Genomic DNA, 17,895 nt, shown 5'->3' with positions numbered 1-17,895 from the left:
GCGTTGGCGATGCTCGTGTACCTGGACAAGGAGAGCGAGACCGATGCCGAGGCGCGCTACCGGTTCCACACCGACGGTGGCGTGGACCGGTACCTGGTCCTGGACAAGCGGGCCGAAGTCGTCAGTCCTGAGGACGGCAACCGCGACGGCGTGTTCCGAGCCGCGGCCACCAAGCTGGCTCGAACCTGGCTCAGCACCGGTACGGCCCCTGAGCGGCTGATTCACCAGAGCTGACGCAGTGGAGGTGCCCAGTCGCTGCGTGTCGTGATGTTACGGTGACTGCGGTACCCAGTGATCCAACGTGGTGTGCCAGTCGTAGTGCGACACGGCCAGCACCCTCAGCAGCACGAACAACACCGCCGCGCCGGTCAGGGCGGTGCCGAGGTGGGAGTCCTCGCTGTTCCGGGTGTTCACGGCGGGCACTATGGCAGCTCCGGCCCGTCACCACCTCCCGAGCTGACCCGCCTGGCGGACATCGTCCAGCCACCGCGCCGGCACGGGCGTGGCTGACCACCGGCCCGGCTGGTCCACCAGAGCCGAGGCCCGGCCGGGTGCCCGACCTCAGGCCGTTACAGGCGGGTGTGCGGGTGCCGCGCCCATCCGGTCGAGCAGGTCGAGGACGGCGTCGACCGCGTCCAGGACGTGGTCGGGGTCGATCCGACCCGGCACCGTGCCGAAGACCAAGCCCGCCTCGACGTGCAGGGTGAAGGGCAGCGAGTGCGCGCGGGCGAGCAGGTGTTCGACGGCCTCGGGGCGAAGCGCCCGGGCAGCGGCGGCCGGGTCGCCGGCGAACGCGGCGAACCGGGCGTCGAGGGGACCTGGCGGGAACGCGACCCGGTGCCACTGACCTCCTTCCGCGGCCACCGTCACCGGCACTTCGCGAGCTGGTTCGCCGCCTTGGGAGTCCTTGCTCGAGTAGACGCGACGGCTGATCTTCATCGGCGGCAGGCCCGAGGCGGCCACCTCGATCCGGTGCTCGTAGACCGTGGTCGTGCTGGTCGAGGTGGCCTTCTTCACCGACGCCTCGCTCACGCGCACCGACCACCCATCCCGCGGGAAGTCCAGCGCGGTCCCGTAGCGCCGACGCGACCCGATGCCCATCCGGTTGAGCAGGCCGTCGGTTTCGTCCCTCAACGGCGCCAGCAGCTCAGCCGACCAAGGTCGCGCTCCACCTGGGCCGGCTACCGTGCCTCCGAGCGTGCCCGCGAACCTCGCCAGCGCGCCGGCGTGTTCGCGCTCCGCCTTCCCTTCCTTGCGCCGCATCGACCAGTACAGCAGGCCGAACAGGGCGACGATGACGGCGATGAGCGGTGCGAGATCCAGTAGGTACTCCATGATCAGATGTCCAAGTACCCTTCGGTCTCCTGCTTCGACCGGTCGGTGCCGGTGTCGTCGTAGTCAGCCGCCTTCTGCCCCGAACCGAAGTTCCGCAAGGGCTTGTCGACACACGGGCGACGAGGTGGTCGCACTCGGCCGACACGACGAGACCTCCCCGAGGACTTGCGACTTGGCGGCACGCACGGCACCGGCGACCATAGTGGCAAGCGAACCGCCCGCTGGGGTGCCGAACGGGCGAAAGGACGAGGGCGACTTGGGGTGGCACTGATCGTCCGCAGCCGAGTCGCGATCCGGGTGGGCGCGGTAGGTCGTTTCGCTGGTCCGGCTACCCTTCACCCACCGGAAGAACTCGTACGAAGGAGTACCAACGGCCGTGAGCGAGCGCACCCTGGTCCTGGTCAAGCCCGATGGCGTCAGCCGCGGCCTGGTCGGCGAGGTCATCTCCCGCATCGAGCGCAAGGGCCTCACCCTGGCCGCGCTCGAACTGCGCACCGTGGACCGCGCCACCGCCGAGCAGCACTACGCCGAGCACGACGGCAAGAGCTTCTTCAACGACCTGGTCGAGTTCATCACCGGCGGTCCGCTGGTGGCCATGGTCGTGGAGGGCACCCGTGCCATCTCCGCGTTCCGCCAGCTGGCCGGCGGCACCGACCCGGTCGAGAAGGCCACCCCCGGCACGATCCGCGGCGACTTCGGCCTGGAGGTCCAGTTCAACCTGGTCCACGGCTCGGACTCGCCGGAGTCGGCCGAGCGCGAGATCAAGCTCTGGTTCCCGAACCTCTGAGCTGACGACGGAGCAACGGCCCGGACCGCGACTGGGGGTCCGGGCCGTTGTCGTCAGGCGGGCTGGCGGGTGCGGGACGGGGAGGAGCCGTTGCCGCCGGGGGCGGAGCCGTGCAGGACCACGCCCTCCGGGAAGCCCAAGGGCAGGGCCATGCGGACGTCGTCGAAGCGCACGTCGCCCACCGCGATCGCGTTCGGCAACCGGCCCCACTCGCGGAACCCCAGGCTCTCGTACAGCTCGATCGCCCCGTGGTTGTTCCCCCGCACGCCCAGGGTCAGCATCTCCAGCCCCGCCGACCGGGCGTGCGAGATGATCGCCGACACCAGCCGCCTGCCCAGGCCCAAGCCCCGTGCGGACGGGTGCGCGGTCACGCGGCCGACCTCGGCGGAGTGCGTGAACACGGCGCTGGGGTTGCGCAGCCACGTGGCCGTCCCCCGCACGACACCGTCGACCACCGCCACCACGAGGGCACCGTCACCGGACGCCACCCGAGCCATCACCACGTCCAGCCACGCGTCGGTCTCCGCCCGTGACGGCGGCACCTGCCACCCGATCGCCCCACCGGCCGCCACGACGTCGTGCAGCACCGCGTGCACCGAAGTCCGCAACGACGAATCCGCGACCGCGGGCCAGACCAGCTCGATCCCCATGCCGCCCACCCTAAAACCGCTCCCGGACTGTCGTACCCCGCCGCTACCGTGACGCTCGTGACCACCCTCGTCGACGCCAAAGGCCTGACCAAGAACTTCGGCACGTTCGAAGCCGTCCGGGGCATCGACGTCGAGGTCCACCGGGGGGAGGCGTTCGGGTTCCTCGGGCCCAACGGCGCCGGCAAGTCCTCGACCATGCGCATGGTGTCCTGCGTGTCCCCGCGCACCGGCGGCGACCTGACCGTCCTGGGCATGGACCCCAACCGCGACGGGCCGCGCATCCGCGCCCGGCTCGGCGTCGTCCCCCAGCAGGACAACCTCGACACCGAGCTGACCGTCCGGCAGAACCTGGAGATCTACGGCCGCTACTTCGGCATGTCCCGCGCCGCCGTGCGCGAGAAGGCCACCGAGCTGCTCGACTTCGCCCAGCTCACCGAGCGCGCCGACGACGAGGTGGAACCGCTGTCGGGCGGCATGAAGCGCCGGCTGACCATCGCCCGGTCCCTGGTCAACGACCCGGAGATGGTGGTGCTCGACGAACCCACCACCGGCCTGGACCCGCAGGCCCGCCACCTGCTGTGGGACCGGCTGTTCCGGCTCAAGCAGAACGGCGTCACGCTCATCATCACCACCCACTACATGGACGAGGCCGAACAGCTCTGCGACCGGCTGGTGGTCATGGACGGCGGCAAGATCGTCGCCGAGGGCTCGCCGGTCGACCTGATCCGCCGCTACTCCACGCGCGAGGTGCTGGAGCTGCGCTTCCCGCCGGGCGAGCAGGACGCCGCCCGGGTGCAGGGCCTCGCCGACCGCGTCGAGGTGCTGCCCGACCGGCTCCTGCTCTACACCGACGACGGCGAGGCCGCGCTGTCCGCCGCGCACAACCGGGGCGTGCGGCCGGCGTCGAGCCTGGTCCGGCGCAGTTCGCTGGAGGACGTGTTCCTCCGCCTCACCGGCCGGACGTTGGTGGACTGATGCTCGCCGTCCTCGAGTACCAGTGGACGTGGTACCGCCGGAACTGGCGGTCCACGTCGGTGACGACGTTCGTCAACCCGCTGCTGTTCCTGCTCGCGATGGGCATGGGCTTCGGCTCGCAGGTCGCGGCCGGCCCGGCCACCGGCGGCGAGCGGTACGTGGTGTTCCTCGCCCCGGCGCTGGTGGTGACCACGGCCGTGCAGACCGCGATGTTCGAGTCGTCCTTCGCGGTGTTCTCCCAGTTCAAGTGGCAGCGGACGTTCCACGGCATGGTGTCCACCCCGGTCACGCCCGCGCAGGTCCTGTACGGGCAACTGCTGTGGGTCGCGCTCAAGCTCACCTTCGGCTGCACGGCGTTCCTGCTGGTCGCGGCCGTGCTGGGGGCGCTCAGGTCACCGTGGGCGGTGGTCGCGCTGCCGGTGGGCGTGCTGACCGGCATGGCGTTCAGCTCGCTGGTCGTCGCCTACACCGCGACCGTGGAGAAGCCGGACTCGTTCAACGGCCTCTACCGGTTCCTGGTCATCCCGATGACCTTGTTCACCGGCGCGTTCTTCCCGCTGAGCCAACTGCCCGGCTGGCTGCACCCGCTGGCCTGGGTCACGCCCGTGTGGCACGGCATCGAGCTGGCCCGGGGCGCGGCCTACGGCACGCTGCACCCGCTGCCCGCCCTGGGGCACCTGGCGTACCTGTTCGCGCTGGTCGCCGTGGGAGTGCTCCTCGGCCGCCGCTTCTTCGACCGACGACTGGCGGTGTGACGGCGATGACCCGAACGCTCGACCGCGAGGCGCCCGAGAGCCGGGGCCTGCTGCTGCGCATCGTGCCGCCCGGCCTGTACGCGGGCCGCCCGCACGTGATCGTCGAACGCGCCCACCTGGTGTACCGGCGGGCGTGGACGGCCTTCGTCGCCGGCTTCTTCGAACCGCTGTTCTTCCTGCTGTCCCTGGGCTTCGGCTTCGGGCAGCTGGTGAGCGAGGTGAACGGCCTGCCCTACCCGGCGTTCGTCGCACCGGGCCTGCTGGCCGCGTCGGCGATGAACGGGGCCATCTTCGACACCACGTACAACCTGTTCCTCAAGGTCAAGTACTCGAAGGTGTACGAGGCCATGTTGAACACCCCGATGGGGCCGATCGACATCGCCGTGGGCGAGGCGACCTGGGCGTTGCTGCGCGGTGGCCTGTACTCGGCCGGGTTCCTCGTGGTGATGTTCGGATTCGGGCTCGTCACCTCGGCGTGGGCGCTGCTGGCGCTGCCCGTGTGCCTGCTGATCGCGCTGGCGTTCGCGGCGGTGGGCATGGCCGGCGCCACGTTCATGCGGTCGTGGCAGGACTTCGACCTCGTGCAGCTGGTGGTGCTGCCGCTGTTCCTGTTCTCGACGACCTTCTACCCGCTGTCGGTGTACCCGTCGTGGCTCCAGGCGGTCGTCCAGTGGACCCCGCTGTACCACTCGATCGAGTTGCTCAGGGCGCTGACCACGGGTTCTGTCGGCTGGGGCGCGTTGGCGCACGTCGTCTACCTGGTCGTCATGGCCGCGGCGGGGGTGTTGGTGGCGTCTCGGCGGCTCGGCAAGTTGCTGGTGTCCTGAGCCGGGCCAACACTGGGTGGAGTCGCCCCTTCACGGGAGGTCGTCATGGACCTGATCGTGCTCATCGGCCGTGTCCTCTTCGTCCTGCTCTTCCTGAACTCGGCGTTCGGCCACTTCACCAAGACGGAGGGCATGGCCGGGTACGCCGAGTCCAAGGGCGTGCCGTCACCCCGGCTCGCGACCCAGGCCAGCGGCGCGGTGCAGCTGGTCGGGGCGTTGATGGTGCTGCTGGGCGTGTGGGCGGACCTGGGAGCGCTGCTGCTCGTGCTGTTCCTGCTGCCCACGGCCTTCGTCATGCACGCGTTCTGGAAGGAGAGCGACCCGCAGGCCAAGCAGATGGGGATGACCCAGTTCCTGAAGGACGTGTCGCTGGCGGGCGCGGCGTTGATGTTCTTCGGCCTCTACGCGGGCGCGGGCTCCGAGCTGGGCCTGACCGTCACGGGACCGCTGTTCTGAGCGCATCCGGGAGTGCCGTTACCCTGGTCGTGTGAGTGTCGAGTCCGTTTTCCCCGCGTTGGAGCCCCTGCTGCCGCGGGTGTCCAAGCCCGTGCAGTACGTCGGCGGGGAGCTGAACGCGACCGTCAAGGACTGGGACGCCGCCGCCGTGCGGTGGGCGTTGATGTACCCGGACGCCTACGAGGTCGGGCTGCCCAACCAGGGCGTCATGATCCTCTACGAAGTGCTCAACGAGCAGCCGGACGTGCTGGCCGAGCGCACCTACGCGGTGTGGCCGGACCTGGAAGCGCTCATGCGCGAGCACGGCGTGCCGCAGTTCACCGTGGACGCGCACCGGCCGGTGAAGGCGTTCGACCTGCTCGGGGTGAGCTTCGCCACCGAGCTGGGCTACACGAACCTGCTCACCGCGCTGGACCTCGCGGGCATCCCGCTGCACGCCGAGGACCGCGGGGACGACGACCCCGTGGTGGTCGCCGGCGGGCACGCCGCCTTCAACCCGGAGCCGATCGCGCCGTTCGTCGACGCGGCGGTGCTGGGTGACGGCGAGGAAGCCGTCCTGGAGATCACCGACCTGGTGCGGGCGTGGAAGGCCGAGGGTCGGCCCGGCGGCCGGGACGAGCTGCTGCTGCGCCTGGCCGAGACCGGTGGCGTGTACGTGCCCCGGTTCTACGACGTGGAGTACCTGCCCGACGGGCGCATCCAGCGCGTGGTGCCCAACCGCGAGCGGGTGCCGTACCGGGTGTTCAAGCGGACCACGATGGACCTCGACGCGTGGCCGTACCCGAAGCAGCCGCTGGTGCCGCTGGCGGAGTCGGTGCACGAGCGGATGAGCGTGGAGATCTTCCGCGGCTGCACGCGCGGGTGCCGGTTCTGCCAGGCGGGCATGATCACCCGTCCGGTGCGGGAGCGGTCCATCGAGGGCATCGGCGCGATGGTGCAGCGCGGCCTGGAGGCGACCGGGTTCGAGGAGGTCGGCCTGCTGTCGCTGTCCAGCGCGGACCACTCGGAGATCGCCGAGATCACCAAGGGCCTGGCCGACCGCTACGAGGGCACCAACACGTCGTTGTCGCTGCCCTCGACCCGGGTGGACGCGTTCAACATCGACCTGGCCAACGAGCTGTCCCGCAACGGCCGCCGGTCGGGTCTGACGTTCGCGCCCGAGGGCGGCAGCGAGCGCATCCGGCGCGTGATCAACAAGATGGTGTCCGAGGAGGACCTCATCCGGACGGTCAGCGCGGCGTTCGGCGCGGGCTGGCGGCAGGTGAAGCTGTACTTCATGTGCGGCCTGCCGACCGAGACCGACGACGACGTGCTGCAGATCGCCGAGATGGCCAAGAACGTGATCCGCGCGGGCCGCGAGGTCAGCGGGCGCAAGGACATCCGCTGCACGATCTCCATCGGCGGGTTCGTGCCCAAGCCGCACACGCCGTTCCAGTGGGCGGCGCAGTGCGACCCGGCCACTGTGGACAGTCGGCTGCGCAAGCTCCGGGAGGCGGTCAACTCCGACCGGTCCCTGGGCCGCAACATCGGCATGCGCTACCACGACGGCCAGCCGTCCCTGATCGAAGGCCTGCTGTCCCGTGGCGACCGCCGCGTCGGCAAGGTCATCGAACGGGTGTGGCGCGAGGGCGGCCGGTTCGACGGCTGGTCCGAGCACTTTTCCTACGACCGCTGGGTCGCCGCCGCCGCGGCGGAGCTGGAGCCGCTCGGCGTCTCGCTGGACTGGTTCACCACCCGGGAACGCGAGGAGCTGGAGGTCCTGCCCTGGGACCACCTGGACTCGGGCCTGGACAAGGAATGGCTCTGGTCGGACTGGCAGGACGCCCTGGACGAGCGCGAACAGGACGACTGTCGGTGGACTCCGTGCTTCGACTGCGGCGTGTGCCCCGCGATGGGCACCGACATCGAGGTGGGTCCCACCGGCCGCACCCTGCTGCCGATCTCCCCGGTGGGCAAGGGCTCCCCGGTGCGCAACCCGGCGCTCACCCCCTGACGCCGGCCACCTCGACCCGGACCGCCCGCATCGGACAGGCCCGAGCAGCCGCCGCCACCCGCGCCGCCTGCTCGGGCTCCGGGTTGCGGGCGTACCGCAACGTCCCGTCCTCCAGTACCCGGAACACCTGAGGCGCCTGCACCTGGCACAACGCGAAGTGCCGGCACAACCCGTGGTCGACCTCGACCCGGACCGCGCCGCGCGCCCGCCGGGTCGGTGACGGCGCGATGATGCCCAGGCGCACCAACGTCGGCGGCGGCAGGAAGCGCAGCAGGGTGATGGTGATCGTGGGCACCAGGACGGTGATCCCGGCCAGCCACAGGACCGGCACGGTGCCGTTCGCCGCCGCGCCCAGCCACGCGTGCATCGCGCCCAGCCACACCGCCACGTACGCCAACCGGTGCAGGGGCAGCCAACTGCGGTAGAACGTCGAGCGCTGGAGCGCCGCCGTCACCGCCACGGCGACCAGCACCGCCAAACCGACCATGCCCAGCGCGTGCCGCAACGCACCGATCGGAAGCCCCTCGACGGAGGTCATGGCGTGGAGGACTCCCAGCACCACGCTGAACGTCCCCAACACCTGGTGGGTCCTCCGCAGCGCCCCTCGCCCCGCCGGCCCGTGCAACCACCCGGTCGCGGTGAGCACTCCACAGCAGATCGTCAGGCACATGGCCACGTACGCGAGCCGCCCGAACCAAGGCTCCACCGTCGACGACACGATTCGACTCCCCCTCAAGTCGCGGGTCCTCAGAGGAGGACTACGAACCCCGGTTCGTCCGGTTCGACTTCGGGTTCAAATACCGCATGTGATCTGTGTCACACTGCACGGAAAAGACCTCCGTCGCCCTTCCGCACGGCGGTGGATTAACGCGATCGGGTGTAGTACGTTCACGGAACGTCTCGTTTGCCCCGCCGCGCGCCAACTTCGAGGAGGTTCGGTACGCATGAATTCCTTGGGTGGAGTGTGGGTGGATGCGAGCCAAGTCCGCCGGCGGCCCAGCGAGGAACTCGTCACCCAGCTCTACGGCCAGTTCAAAGGCGCTTTGTTCGCCCACGTCCTCGGCCTGACCAACCACGACCGGCAATGGACCGAAGACGTCGTCCAGGAGACGTTGATCCGCGCGTGGCAGAACGCCGAAACCCTCGTCCGCGACCCGCGCATGCTGCGCGGCTGGCTGCTGACCGTGGCTCGCCGCATCGTGATCGACGGCTGGCGCACCCGCCAGACCCGACCGCAGGAAGTCGAGCTGACCAGCACGGACGCCGTGCACTCCGCCGACGAGACCGAGCAGCGGCTGTCCATCATGGTGATCACCGACGTGATCGGCCGGCTCGGCGAGGAACACCGCGCCGCGATCTACGAGACCTACGTCCGGGGCCGCACGATCCGCGAGGCGGCGCACGTCCTGGGCATTCCCGAAGGCACCGTGAAGTCGCGCGTCTACAACGCGATGAAGATCCTGCGCCGCGCTTTGCGGGAGTGGAACTGAAAGAGTCCGCCGCGCATTCTTCCGCGCCTGCTTTTCGGCACTCGCGCTAGGTGTGGGACGGCGGCGCGGACAGCACTTCCCGAATTGTGTCGCGGGTGCCGCGGAACTGTCTCTACGGTGGGTACCGAAGGAAAACGCGCCCGCACCGGTGCACACCCTTCGGTACCCCCGGTGTCCTACGGTGGTTCACCCCCGTCCCTCGGAGCAGATCGGAGGACCGTGCGTACCCCGACACCCCTCGTGGGCCGTGACCCCGAGCTGTGCAGGACGCGCGCACTGCTGGTCGCCGCCGCGGCGGGCCGCGCCACGACGGCGTTCGTCACGGGGGAGGTCGGCGTCGGCAAGTCCGCCCTGCTCGACGCGGTCGCCGGGCAGGCCCGCGCGTTGGGCTTCGCGGCCGTCGCGGCCCGCGCGACCCGGTTGGAGAGCGACCTGCGCGGCGGGGTCGTCGGCCAGCTCCTGGACGGCCTGCGCGCCGAGCGGGCCGACTCCCTCGACGCGCTGCACCGGGCCGTCCGCCGCGCGCTCCAGCACGGGCCGCTGCTGCTGGCCGTGGACGACGTGCACCTGTCCGACAGCTGGTCCCTGCGCTGCCTGGCCTACCTGCTGCGCCGCGTCGAGGACGAGCCGCTGGCCGTCGTGCTGTCCGCCGCGACCGGGCAGGCCCCGGCGGGGGAGGTGGCGCTGCCGGAGCTGACCGGCGGGCACACCACGATCGAACTGGCCGGCCTCGACGTGGAAGCGGTCGCCGAACTGGTCGCGGACCCGAGCACCGCCCGCGCGTGCCACGAGGTCACCGGCGGTAACCCCTACCTGCTCCGCGCGCTCCAGGACGAACTGCCGGCCGCCGACATCCGGACGGTCGGCTCGCCCGCGATCGGGCAACTCCTGCGCGTCCGTCTTCGCCCGTACGAGGGTGCGACGGAACTCGTCCGCGCCACCGCAGTCCTCGGCGCCGACGCCACGGTCGACCGCGTCGCCACGATGGCCGACGTCGAACCGCGCCGCGCGCTGCGCATCATCGACGCCCTGGTGCGCCTGCACGTCTTCCGCGACGACTACCCGATCGCCTTCGTGCACCCGTTCCTGCGCAACTCCGTGCTCGCGGACCTCCCGGTCGCCACGCGTGCCGCCGACCACGCCCGTGCCGCGCGGCTGCTGGTCGACGCCGGCGCGCCGGACGCGCGGGTCGCCGAGCACCTGCGGGAAGCGCGCGCGATCCCGTTGCCGTGGGCGGTGGACGTGCTGCGCCGCGCCGCCCGCCAGGCCGCCTACGACGGACGCCTCGACGCCGCCCAGGACTACCTGGAACGCGCCCTCGAAGAACACCTCACCAGCGACGAACGCCTCGCCGTGCAGCTGGAACTGGTGCACGTGACGTTCCTGGTCGACCAGGCCGAGGGCATGGCCAAGCTGCGCGACGCCCTCGCCCACGCCGACGACGCCCGATCCGCCGCCGGACAGGCCGTGTCGATGCTGCTGCGCCTGTGCAGCGCGCCGGAAGCCCGCCTGGCGCTGTCCATCGGCCTGCAACTGGTGTCCCGGCTCAGCTCCCAGGAGCACGACGAGTCGTGGGAGCTGCGCACCATGTCCTACCTCGCCGGCGCGGGCAACAACGTCGGACTCGCCTTGCGTGCCAGCATGTTCACCGAGGAGCTGGAGTCCGAGGTGCCGAACTCCCCGCGGCTGCGCCAGGTGCACTCGGCACTGATGTCCCTCGGGCACGCGTTGCGCGGCGACTCGGCAGAGAAGGCCGTGCAGTACGCGGCGGAAGCACTCGACGGCGAACGGGTGGACGTGTTCACCCAGCCGTTCGTGTTCACCATCAGCACGTGCTTCATGGCCGACGCACCGGACCTGTCCGACCGGTTCCGCCGGATGATCGGCAGCGAGGCCGAGCCGCACGACTACCACCTGCGCAAGGGCACCGCGGTGTCGTTGGCACACGGCATGGACTACCTCGCCAAGGGCGACTTGGTGCGCGCCAAGACGTTCCTCAAGTGGCAGCTGCGCCTGTTCGACGAGCTGCACGCGGTGGACGTGTGCCCGATGGCGATCCTCTGTGCCGCAAGGCTCGCGGAGGTGCTGGTCGACCTCGGGCGGTACGACGAGTCACGAGATCTGTTGACACGCCACGGTTTCGCGGGCGAGCTGCCGGAGATGTTCCAGCACAACATCATGCTGTTCGCGCGGGGCAAGCTGAAACTGGCCACCGGGGACGCGGCCGGCGCGCTGGAAGACCTGGCCGAGTGCGGGCGAAGACTCACCGCGTCCAAAGTGGACAGCCCGGCGATCCTGCCGTGGCGGGCGCTCGCCGTGCGCGCACGGCTGGCCCTGGGTCTGCGCGAGGACGCCACCCGGCTCGCCCTGGAGGACCTCGAACGCGCGAAGCGGTGGGGCACACCGCGGGCGATGGGCACCGCCCTGATCGCGGTCGGCCTCACCAGCGACGACGAACCCGCCGTGCGGGCACTGCACAAGGCCGTCGAGTACCTCACCGAGTCCGCCGCCCGCCTGCTGCACGCCGAGGCCCTGTTCGAGCTCGGCGCCCGCCTGCGCCGCCGGGGCCAGCCCGAACGGGCCATCCCGCACCTGCGCCGGGCCGTCGAGCTCAGCGCCAAGTGCGAGGCCAAGCCCCTGATCCGGCTCGCCGCCGACGAACTGCGCGCGTGCGAACCCGCCACCGCGCACGGCACCGTCCACGGCCTGACCCGCCAGGAAACGCGTGTCGCGGGCATGGCCGCCCAGGGGCTGACCAACCGGCAGATCGCCGAAGCCCTGTTCCTCACCCGCCGCACGGTCGAGCTGCACCTGTCCGGCGCGTACCGCAAGCTCGGCATCACCGGCCGCGCGGACCTCCCGGCCGCACTCGCGCGACACCGCGGCGCCTAGCGCTGCTCTCCGGGTGTCTAGCGCTGCTTCCCGGGCACCGCCGGGGCGCCCTCGCCGCCGACGTTCTGCACCGCCGCCTTGGCGTCCACCATCCCGTGGCCGTAGAAGCCGTTGTACTCGGAGTACCCGGTGCAGAACGCGTCCTGCGCGCCCGTGCCGTTCAGGTCGTAGTCGGCGGGGCACGCCAGCGTCTCCGCCTGCGCGTTGAGCATCCGGCTCAGCTCGCCCGCGCTCGCCTCCGGGTGCGTGGACGCCAGCAGCGCCGCCACCCCCGACACGTGCGGCGCGGCCATCGACGTCCCACACGAGTAGTCGTAGCCCGCCGGCACCGTCGACAGCACGCACGGCTGCCCGCCGCCCGGCTGCTGCCTGCGGTCACCGCCCGGCGCGGTCACGTCCACCGCGCCCAACCCGTACGAGCTGTACCCGGCCTTGACCTTGTCCGCGCCCACCGACGACACCGCCACCACGTTGCGCAGCTGCGCCGGCAGCACCAGGCACGTGTTGTCCACCGCGCGCGGCTTGACGTCCTCGGTGGCGGCGTTGGTCGGGCTCTGCGTGTCGCGGCCCGGCCGGGTCAGGTCCACACCGCCGTTGCCCGCCGCCGCGACGGTCAGCACACCGCGCTTGCCCGCGTACTCCACGGCCCGGCGCACCGCCTCGTACACGACGGCCTGGCCGGTCTTGTTCTGGCAGGTGAACACCCACGGGTCGATGAAGTAGCTGTTGTTGGTGATGGTCATGCCCCGCTCGGCGGCCCACATGAACCCGCACACCGCGTACTCGGGGTAGATGAAGCCGGCGTCGTCCACGACCTTCACCGCCGCGATCCGCACGTCCGGCGCCACACCCGTGGTGCCCACGCCGTCGTCGGCGGCGGCGATGGTGCCGGCCACGTGCGTGCCGTGCGCGGAGGTCGTCGGCGACCACGCGGCGCGCGACGGGTCCGCCACACCGGTCGTGCAGCCCGCCGACAGCGCCGGGTCCAGCGCCCGCACGAGGTCGGGGTGGGTCGGGTCGACGCCCGAGTCCAGGACGCCGACGACCACGTCCCGGCTGCCCTTGCTGATCGCGTGCGCCTCGGCGGCGCGGATCAGGTCCATGTCCCACTGCTCGGCGGTGCGGTCGCGCGTGTCCGGGGTGCCGGAGCGGGCCGGCGTCTCGTCCTGCTTGCGCGCGGGGGCGCCCGTGCGGCGGGACAGCCCGTCGGCCTGCGCGCTGTAGGCCCGGTTCACGCCGATCTTGCGCACGAAACCCGGGTCCGCGGACACCGCGACGGCCACGCCGATCTGCGGGTAGTAGCCCAGGGTGGTCCCGCACGCGCCCGCCACGACCGCGTCGGCCACCGGCGCGGTCGTGCCCTGGTCCAGCACGACCAGGTAACGCAGCGTGGGCCCCGGCTGGATGCACCCGGCGCTCGCGGGACCGGCACCGTCCGGCGTGGCGGCGTGCGCGGACGCCGCGAAACAACCGGTCGCGAGCAGCGCCACGCTGACCACGACCGCGTGGACGCGGCGGGGCAGAGGCACGGGTGACCTCCAAGAGCGGGCCGTCGGGGTGGTCCTCTGGTGCCGGACGGTAGCCACGTGCGTCGAACCAGACAAGCGCAACGGCGTCGAACGGCACCAAGGTACCGTCCCGCTGGAGTAGGAAAGTGGACCGTTGGGATGCTTACCCCGACGGACGCCACCCGGTACCCAAGGGGAGTAGCACTGAGTCGCCAGCAGCAGCCCAACCCGTCGGCCGCCCCGGTGCAGAAGCTCCGGCTGCGCTACGCCAAGCGCGGACGGCTGAGGTTCACCTCACACCGTGACATCGCGCGCACCTTCGAGCGGGCGTTGCGGCGGGCAGGCGTACCCATGGCCTACTCCCAGGGGTTCAGCCCGCACCCGAAGGTGTCGTGGGTGGGCGCCGCGCCGACGGGGGTGGCCAGCGAGGCCGAGTACGTCGAGGTCTCCGTGGTCGAGGCGGTCGACCCGGCCGCGCTGCGCGACGCGCTGGACGCCGTGCTGCCGCCGGGGCTGGACGTGCTGGAAGTCGTGCAGGCGGCCGGTGGGTCGCTGCCCGAGCGGATCGAGGCCAGCTCCTGGCAGGTCGAGCTGCCCGGCGTGGCGCCCGAGGCGCTGGCGGCGGCGGTCGAGGCGTTCCTCGCGGCCGAGTCGGTCGAGGTCGACCGGCTCACCAAGGACGGCCGGAAGGTGATCGACGTCCGGCCCGCCGTGGTCTCCGCACGGGTGCGGTCCGCCGAGCCGGGGGACGCGGGATCGGCGCAGGTCCCGGCGCAATCGAGCGACGCGGGACACGATGCACGGGATTTGTCACAACCGTGTGGGATACTCGTGATGGTCGTACGGCAGACAACCCCTACCGTCCGACCCGACGACGTGCTGAGCGCGCTCCGAGTCGTCGCCGACCTGGTTCCGCCGGTGCCCGCGAAGGCGACCCGGATGGCGCAGGGGCGGCTCGACGACGAAGGCGGCCTGGTCGACCCGCTAGCCCTTGACCGGGCGGCGGAGGTCTGACCCGGAAGCCCGCCGGAGCGGCGCTGACGGCGTCGTCGCGGGAGAAGACAGACCTGCCGTGCCCGTGCGCACGGCGAAGGCAAGGATTCCCGCCGCCAGCCGCGGCGGTGAGTGGACAAGAGAGGCCCCTGAGCGGCGGCGTCGAGCCAGACGCGCCCGGGGGCGGAGGAGCTGCATGTCGAACACGAACAAGCCCGCCGGCGCCGGCGGGGGTAACGCCACATCCGCACACCCCGTGCTGACCGACCTGCCGGACAAGCTGCGGGTGCACGCGCTGGCGAAGCTGCTCAACACCAGCAGCAAGGACGTCGTGGCGGCGCTCGCCGACCTGGGCGAGCCCGTCAAGGGTGCGCAGTCCAGCGTGAGCCGCGACCTGGCGATCAAGGTCGCCGAGAGCCTGCTGACCTGGGACGACATCGAGACCGGGCACGTCGACGAGGCCACCGAGGCCCCCGCCGTCCCGGCCCGCGAGGTGGCCGCGCTCACCCCGCTGTTCGCGCCGCCGTCCGCGGTGTTCCTGCCGCCCACCCCCGTGGTCGCGCCCGCCGCGTCCACCCTGGAGGTGGAGGAGGAGCCCGAGGAGGACGTCGAGGAAGCCGCGCACGGCGAGGACGCCGGTGACGAGGGCGAAGGCCGCCGCCGCCGTCGTCGTGGCCGGCGTGGTCGCGGTCGCGGCAAGGGCGCGGGCGACGAGGCGTCGGCCGAGGACGAGGCCGCCGAGGAGCCCGCCGAGGCCGAAGCCGAAGAGCCCGCCGAGGTCGAGGCCGAGGCCGAGGAGGAGGGCGGCAGCAGCCGCCGCCGGCGTCGCCGTCGCCGCCGCAAGACCGGCGCCGAGGACGAGGCCGCCCCGAGCGAGGACGACCCGCCGAACACCGTCGTGCACGTCCGCGAGACGCGGGACGCGCGCGACGACAAGGCCGACTCCGAGGCCGCCCAGAACGAGGTGCGCAGCGTGCGCGGCTCGACCCGGCTGGAGGCCAAGCGCCAGCGCCGCCGCGACGGCCGCGAGGCAGGCCGCCGCCGCGCCCCGGTGCTGTCCGAGGCCGAGTTCCTGGCCCGCCGCGAGGCCGTCGAGCGCACGATGGTCGTCCGCGAGCGCGGCGACCGCACCCAGATCGGCGTGCTGGAGGACGGCGTGCTCGTGGAGCACTTCGTCACCTCTTCGGGCACCGGCTCCCTGGTCGGCAACGTCTACCTGGGCCGCGTGCAGAACGTGCTGCCGTCCATGGAGGCGGCGTTCATCGACATCGGCCGGGGCCGCAACGCGGTGCTCTACGCGGGCGAGGTCGACTGGGACGCGGCCGGCCTGGAGGGCAAGGCGCGCAAGATCGAGCAGGCCCTGTCCACCGGCGACAGCGTCCTGGTGCAGGTCACCAAGGACCCGGTCGGCCACAAGGGCGCCCGCCTGACCACGCAGATCAGCCTGCCCGGCCGGTTCCTGGTGTACGTGCCCGGCGGCGGCGCGACCGGCATCAGCCGCAAGCTGCCCGACGTCGAGCGCAAGCGCCTCAAGGACATCCTCAAGCGGGTCGTCCCCGAGGACGCCGGCGTCATCATCCGCACCGCCTCCGAGGGCATCTCGGAGGAGGAGTTGGCCCGCGACGTGACCCGGCTGCAGGCGCAGTGGCAGGTCATCAAGGACAAGGCCAACACGCCCAAGGCCCAGGCCCCGCAGCTGCTCTACGAAGAGCCGGACCTGCTGGTCAAGGTCGTGCGCGACCTGTTCACCGAGGACTTCGCGGCGCTGGTCGTCCAGGGCGCGGACGCGTGGGACACCATCGACGGCTACGTCCGCCACGTGGCGCCGGACCTCCAGGACCGCCTGCGCCGCCACGTCGGCAACAACGACGCCTTCGTCGAGTACCGCATCGACGAGCAGCTGCTCAAGGCCCTGGACCGCAAGGTCTGGCTGCCGTCGGGCGGCTACCTGGTCATCGACCGCACCGAGGCGATGACGGTCATCGACGTCAACACCGGCAAGTTCACCGGATCGGGTGGAAACCTCGAAGAGACGGTGACGCGGAACAACCTGGAGGCGGCGGAGGAGATCGTCCGCCAGCTGCGGTTGCGGGACGTCGGCGGCATCATCGTCATCGACTTCATCGACATGGTGCTGGAGTCCAACCGCGACCTGGTGCTGCGGCGGCTGACCGAGTGCCTGGGCCGTGACCGGACGCGCCACCAGGTGGCCGAGGTGACGTCCCTGGGCCTGGTCCAGATGACCCGCAAGCGCGTCGGGACGGGCCTGCTGGAGGCCTTCTCGACCACGTGCGAGCACTGCCGGGGCAGGGGCCTGATCGTGTCGACCGAACCGGTCCACACGCACGGCCCGTCCAACGGCGGCGGCAACCAGCAGCAGCAACAGCAGGGCCAGGGCGGCGGCCGCAAGTCCCGCCGAGGCAAGGGCGGCGACACCGCGGACCAGCCCCCCGCCGCTGCTCCCGCCCCCGCCGCTGGTCCCGCTGCCGCTGCTCCCACCACGGCCGCCCCCGCCACCCCGCCCCAGGCCACCCCGGAACCGGTGGCCGAGGTCGTCGTGCCCCCGACCGAGGAGCCGCAGGCCATCGCCGAGCAGCCCACCTCGACCGAGCCCCTGGCCGCGATCGTGGAAGAGGACACCACCCCGGAGCCCAAGCGCCGCCAACGCCGCCGAGCCCGCCGAGAAGCAGGCGCGGTGACCAAGCACGAGCCGGCACCCACCGAGCCCACTGCGGCCGAGCCGGCTGCCGCTCAGTCCGCCGCCGAGCCCGCCGCCGCCGAGCCCACGGTCACCGAGCCCGCTGCCGCCGAGCCCACGGTCACCGAGCCCGCCGCCGTCGAGCCCGCTCAAGCCCCAACCAGCAGCCCCGACACCGCCACCACCGAGCCCGCCGCTGCCCTCGAGGCCGCCGCTACCCCGGAGGTCGCCGAGGTCGCCGAGGTCCAGCCGCCCACCCAGGTCGGCACCGCCGAGGCGAACGCGGCCGACCAGTCCCTCAACGGCCACGTCGAGCCCGCCAAGACCGCCCGCCGCCGCCCCCGCCGCGCCGCCTCGCGCCCCGCGGGACCGCCCCTGGGCGCCGTCACGGAGAGCTGACCCGAGCGGACCCCGTGCCCCGTCCACCCCGATCTCCGGGGCGGGCGGGGCACGTTCGCACGTGTGGGCGTGACCCGACCGAACCTGCCGTCCGCACCCCCGGTGAGCAGGCAGATCGCGGGACACCGACCCCGGTT

At 71.9% G+C, this 17,895-nt stretch carries 16 protein-coding genes; 11 read left to right on the top strand and 5 right to left on the bottom strand.

Annotated elements, in window-relative coordinates:
• Positions 1-3: 3 nt before the first annotated feature.
• Positions 4-234, top strand: a complete 231-nt coding sequence (locus DFJ66_RS16415) for a hypothetical protein (RefSeq protein WP_147459286.1) — start codon at positions 4-6, stop codon at positions 232-234.
• A 36-nt stretch (positions 235-270) separates the two neighbouring features.
• On the opposite strand, the gene DFJ66_RS42765 is transcribed toward DFJ66_RS16415, so the two are convergent.
• The gene (locus tag DFJ66_RS42765) at positions 271-414 is read right to left on the bottom strand and encodes a hypothetical protein (protein WP_170199027.1); all 144 of its coding nucleotides are present in this window, start codon (positions 412-414) and stop codon (positions 271-273) included.
• Positions 415-561: 147 nt separating this feature from the next.
• The gene (locus DFJ66_RS16410; RefSeq protein WP_121222283.1) at positions 562-1,335 is read right to left on the bottom strand and encodes a hypothetical protein; all 774 of its coding nucleotides are present in this window, start codon (positions 1,333-1,335) and stop codon (positions 562-564) included.
• 376 nt (positions 1,336-1,711) lie between these two features.
• Here DFJ66_RS16410 and ndk point away from each other — a divergent pair, with 376 nt between their 5' ends.
• Positions 1,712-2,122, top strand: a complete 411-nt coding sequence (gene ndk, locus DFJ66_RS16405; RefSeq protein WP_121222282.1) for a nucleoside-diphosphate kinase — start codon at positions 1,712-1,714, stop codon at positions 2,120-2,122.
• Positions 2,123-2,175: 53 nt separating this feature from the next.
• On the opposite strand, the gene DFJ66_RS16400 is transcribed toward ndk, so the two are convergent.
• Positions 2,176-2,772, bottom strand: a complete 597-nt coding sequence (locus tag DFJ66_RS16400; RefSeq protein WP_121231275.1) for a GNAT family N-acetyltransferase — start codon at positions 2,770-2,772, stop codon at positions 2,176-2,178.
• A 48-nt stretch (positions 2,773-2,820) separates the two neighbouring features.
• Here DFJ66_RS16400 and DFJ66_RS16395 point away from each other — a divergent pair, with 48 nt between their 5' ends.
• Genes DFJ66_RS16395 through DFJ66_RS16375 form a run of 5 tightly spaced genes read left to right on the top strand, consistent with a single transcriptional unit; the run spans position 2,821 to position 7,778 of the window.
• The gene (locus DFJ66_RS16395) at positions 2,821-3,747 is read left to right on the top strand and encodes an ABC transporter ATP-binding protein (RefSeq protein WP_170199435.1); all 927 of its coding nucleotides are present in this window, start codon (positions 2,821-2,823) and stop codon (positions 3,745-3,747) included.
• Positions 3,747-4,502 (top strand): ABC transporter permease, encoded by a 756-nt coding sequence (locus tag DFJ66_RS16390; protein ID WP_121222281.1) that lies wholly within the window; start codon positions 3,747-3,749, stop codon positions 4,500-4,502. The genes DFJ66_RS16395 and DFJ66_RS16390 overlap by 1 nt, the downstream gene beginning before the upstream one ends.
• 5 nt (positions 4,503-4,507) lie before the next feature.
• A complete protein-coding gene (locus DFJ66_RS16385; RefSeq protein WP_121231270.1) occupies positions 4,508-5,329 on the top strand; it encodes an ABC transporter permease in 822 nt (273 codons plus the stop codon).
• Between the two features lie 45 nt (positions 5,330-5,374).
• A complete protein-coding gene (locus tag DFJ66_RS16380) occupies positions 5,375-5,785 on the top strand; it encodes a DoxX family protein (RefSeq protein ID WP_121222280.1) in 411 nt (136 codons plus the stop codon).
• A gap of 31 nt (positions 5,786-5,816) precedes the next feature.
• Positions 5,817-7,778 carry a TIGR03960 family B12-binding radical SAM protein gene (locus tag DFJ66_RS16375; protein ID WP_121222279.1) on the top strand — a complete coding sequence of 654 codons (1,962 nt, stop codon included), beginning with the start codon at positions 5,817-5,819 and terminating at the stop codon, positions 7,776-7,778.
• On the opposite strand, the gene DFJ66_RS43500 is transcribed toward DFJ66_RS16375, so the two are convergent.
• Positions 7,768-8,496 carry a ferredoxin gene (locus DFJ66_RS43500; protein WP_211351192.1) on the bottom strand — a complete coding sequence of 243 codons (729 nt, stop codon included), beginning with the start codon at positions 8,494-8,496 and terminating at the stop codon, positions 7,768-7,770. The two genes, DFJ66_RS16375 and DFJ66_RS43500, sit on opposite strands and share 11 nt — an antisense overlap.
• Positions 8,497-8,722: 226 nt before the next feature.
• Here DFJ66_RS43500 and DFJ66_RS16365 point away from each other — a divergent pair, with 226 nt between their 5' ends.
• Positions 8,723-9,268: a sigma-70 family RNA polymerase sigma factor gene (locus DFJ66_RS16365; protein WP_121222278.1), complete on the top strand. Its 546-nt coding sequence runs from the start codon at positions 8,723-8,725 to the stop codon at positions 9,266-9,268.
• A 219-nt stretch (positions 9,269-9,487) separates the two neighbouring features.
• On the top strand, positions 9,488-12,160 hold the full coding sequence (locus DFJ66_RS16360) for a LuxR C-terminal-related transcriptional regulator (RefSeq protein ID WP_147459285.1): 2,673 nt from the start codon (positions 9,488-9,490) through the stop codon (positions 12,158-12,160).
• Between the two features lie 17 nt (positions 12,161-12,177).
• Here DFJ66_RS16360 and DFJ66_RS16355 read toward each other — a convergent pair whose 3' ends face one another.
• Positions 12,178-13,689, bottom strand: coding sequence for a S8 family peptidase (locus tag DFJ66_RS16355; protein ID WP_121222276.1), 1,512 nt, complete (start codon positions 13,687-13,689; stop codon positions 12,178-12,180).
• A 222-nt stretch (positions 13,690-13,911) separates the two neighbouring features.
• Between DFJ66_RS16355 and DFJ66_RS16350 the strand changes: the two genes are divergently transcribed.
• Together DFJ66_RS16350 and DFJ66_RS16345 are read left to right on the top strand one after the other, a co-directional pair.
• Entirely contained in the window at positions 13,912-14,682 is a 771-nt protein-coding gene (locus tag DFJ66_RS16350) for a TIGR03936 family radical SAM-associated protein (protein WP_121222275.1), read from the top strand.
• A gap of 175 nt (positions 14,683-14,857) precedes the next feature.
• Entirely contained in the window at positions 14,858-17,758 is a 2,901-nt protein-coding gene (locus DFJ66_RS16345) for a translation initiation factor IF-2 N-terminal domain-containing protein (protein ID WP_121222274.1), read from the top strand.
• Positions 17,759-17,895 lie beyond the last annotated feature (137 nt).

Origin of the sequence: Saccharothrix variisporea (assembly GCF_003634995.1) — a bacterium.
Classification (GTDB): Bacteria; Actinomycetota; Actinomycetes; order Mycobacteriales; family Pseudonocardiaceae; genus Actinosynnema; species Actinosynnema variisporeum.
This window is presented reverse-complemented; position numbering and strand designations above follow the sequence as displayed.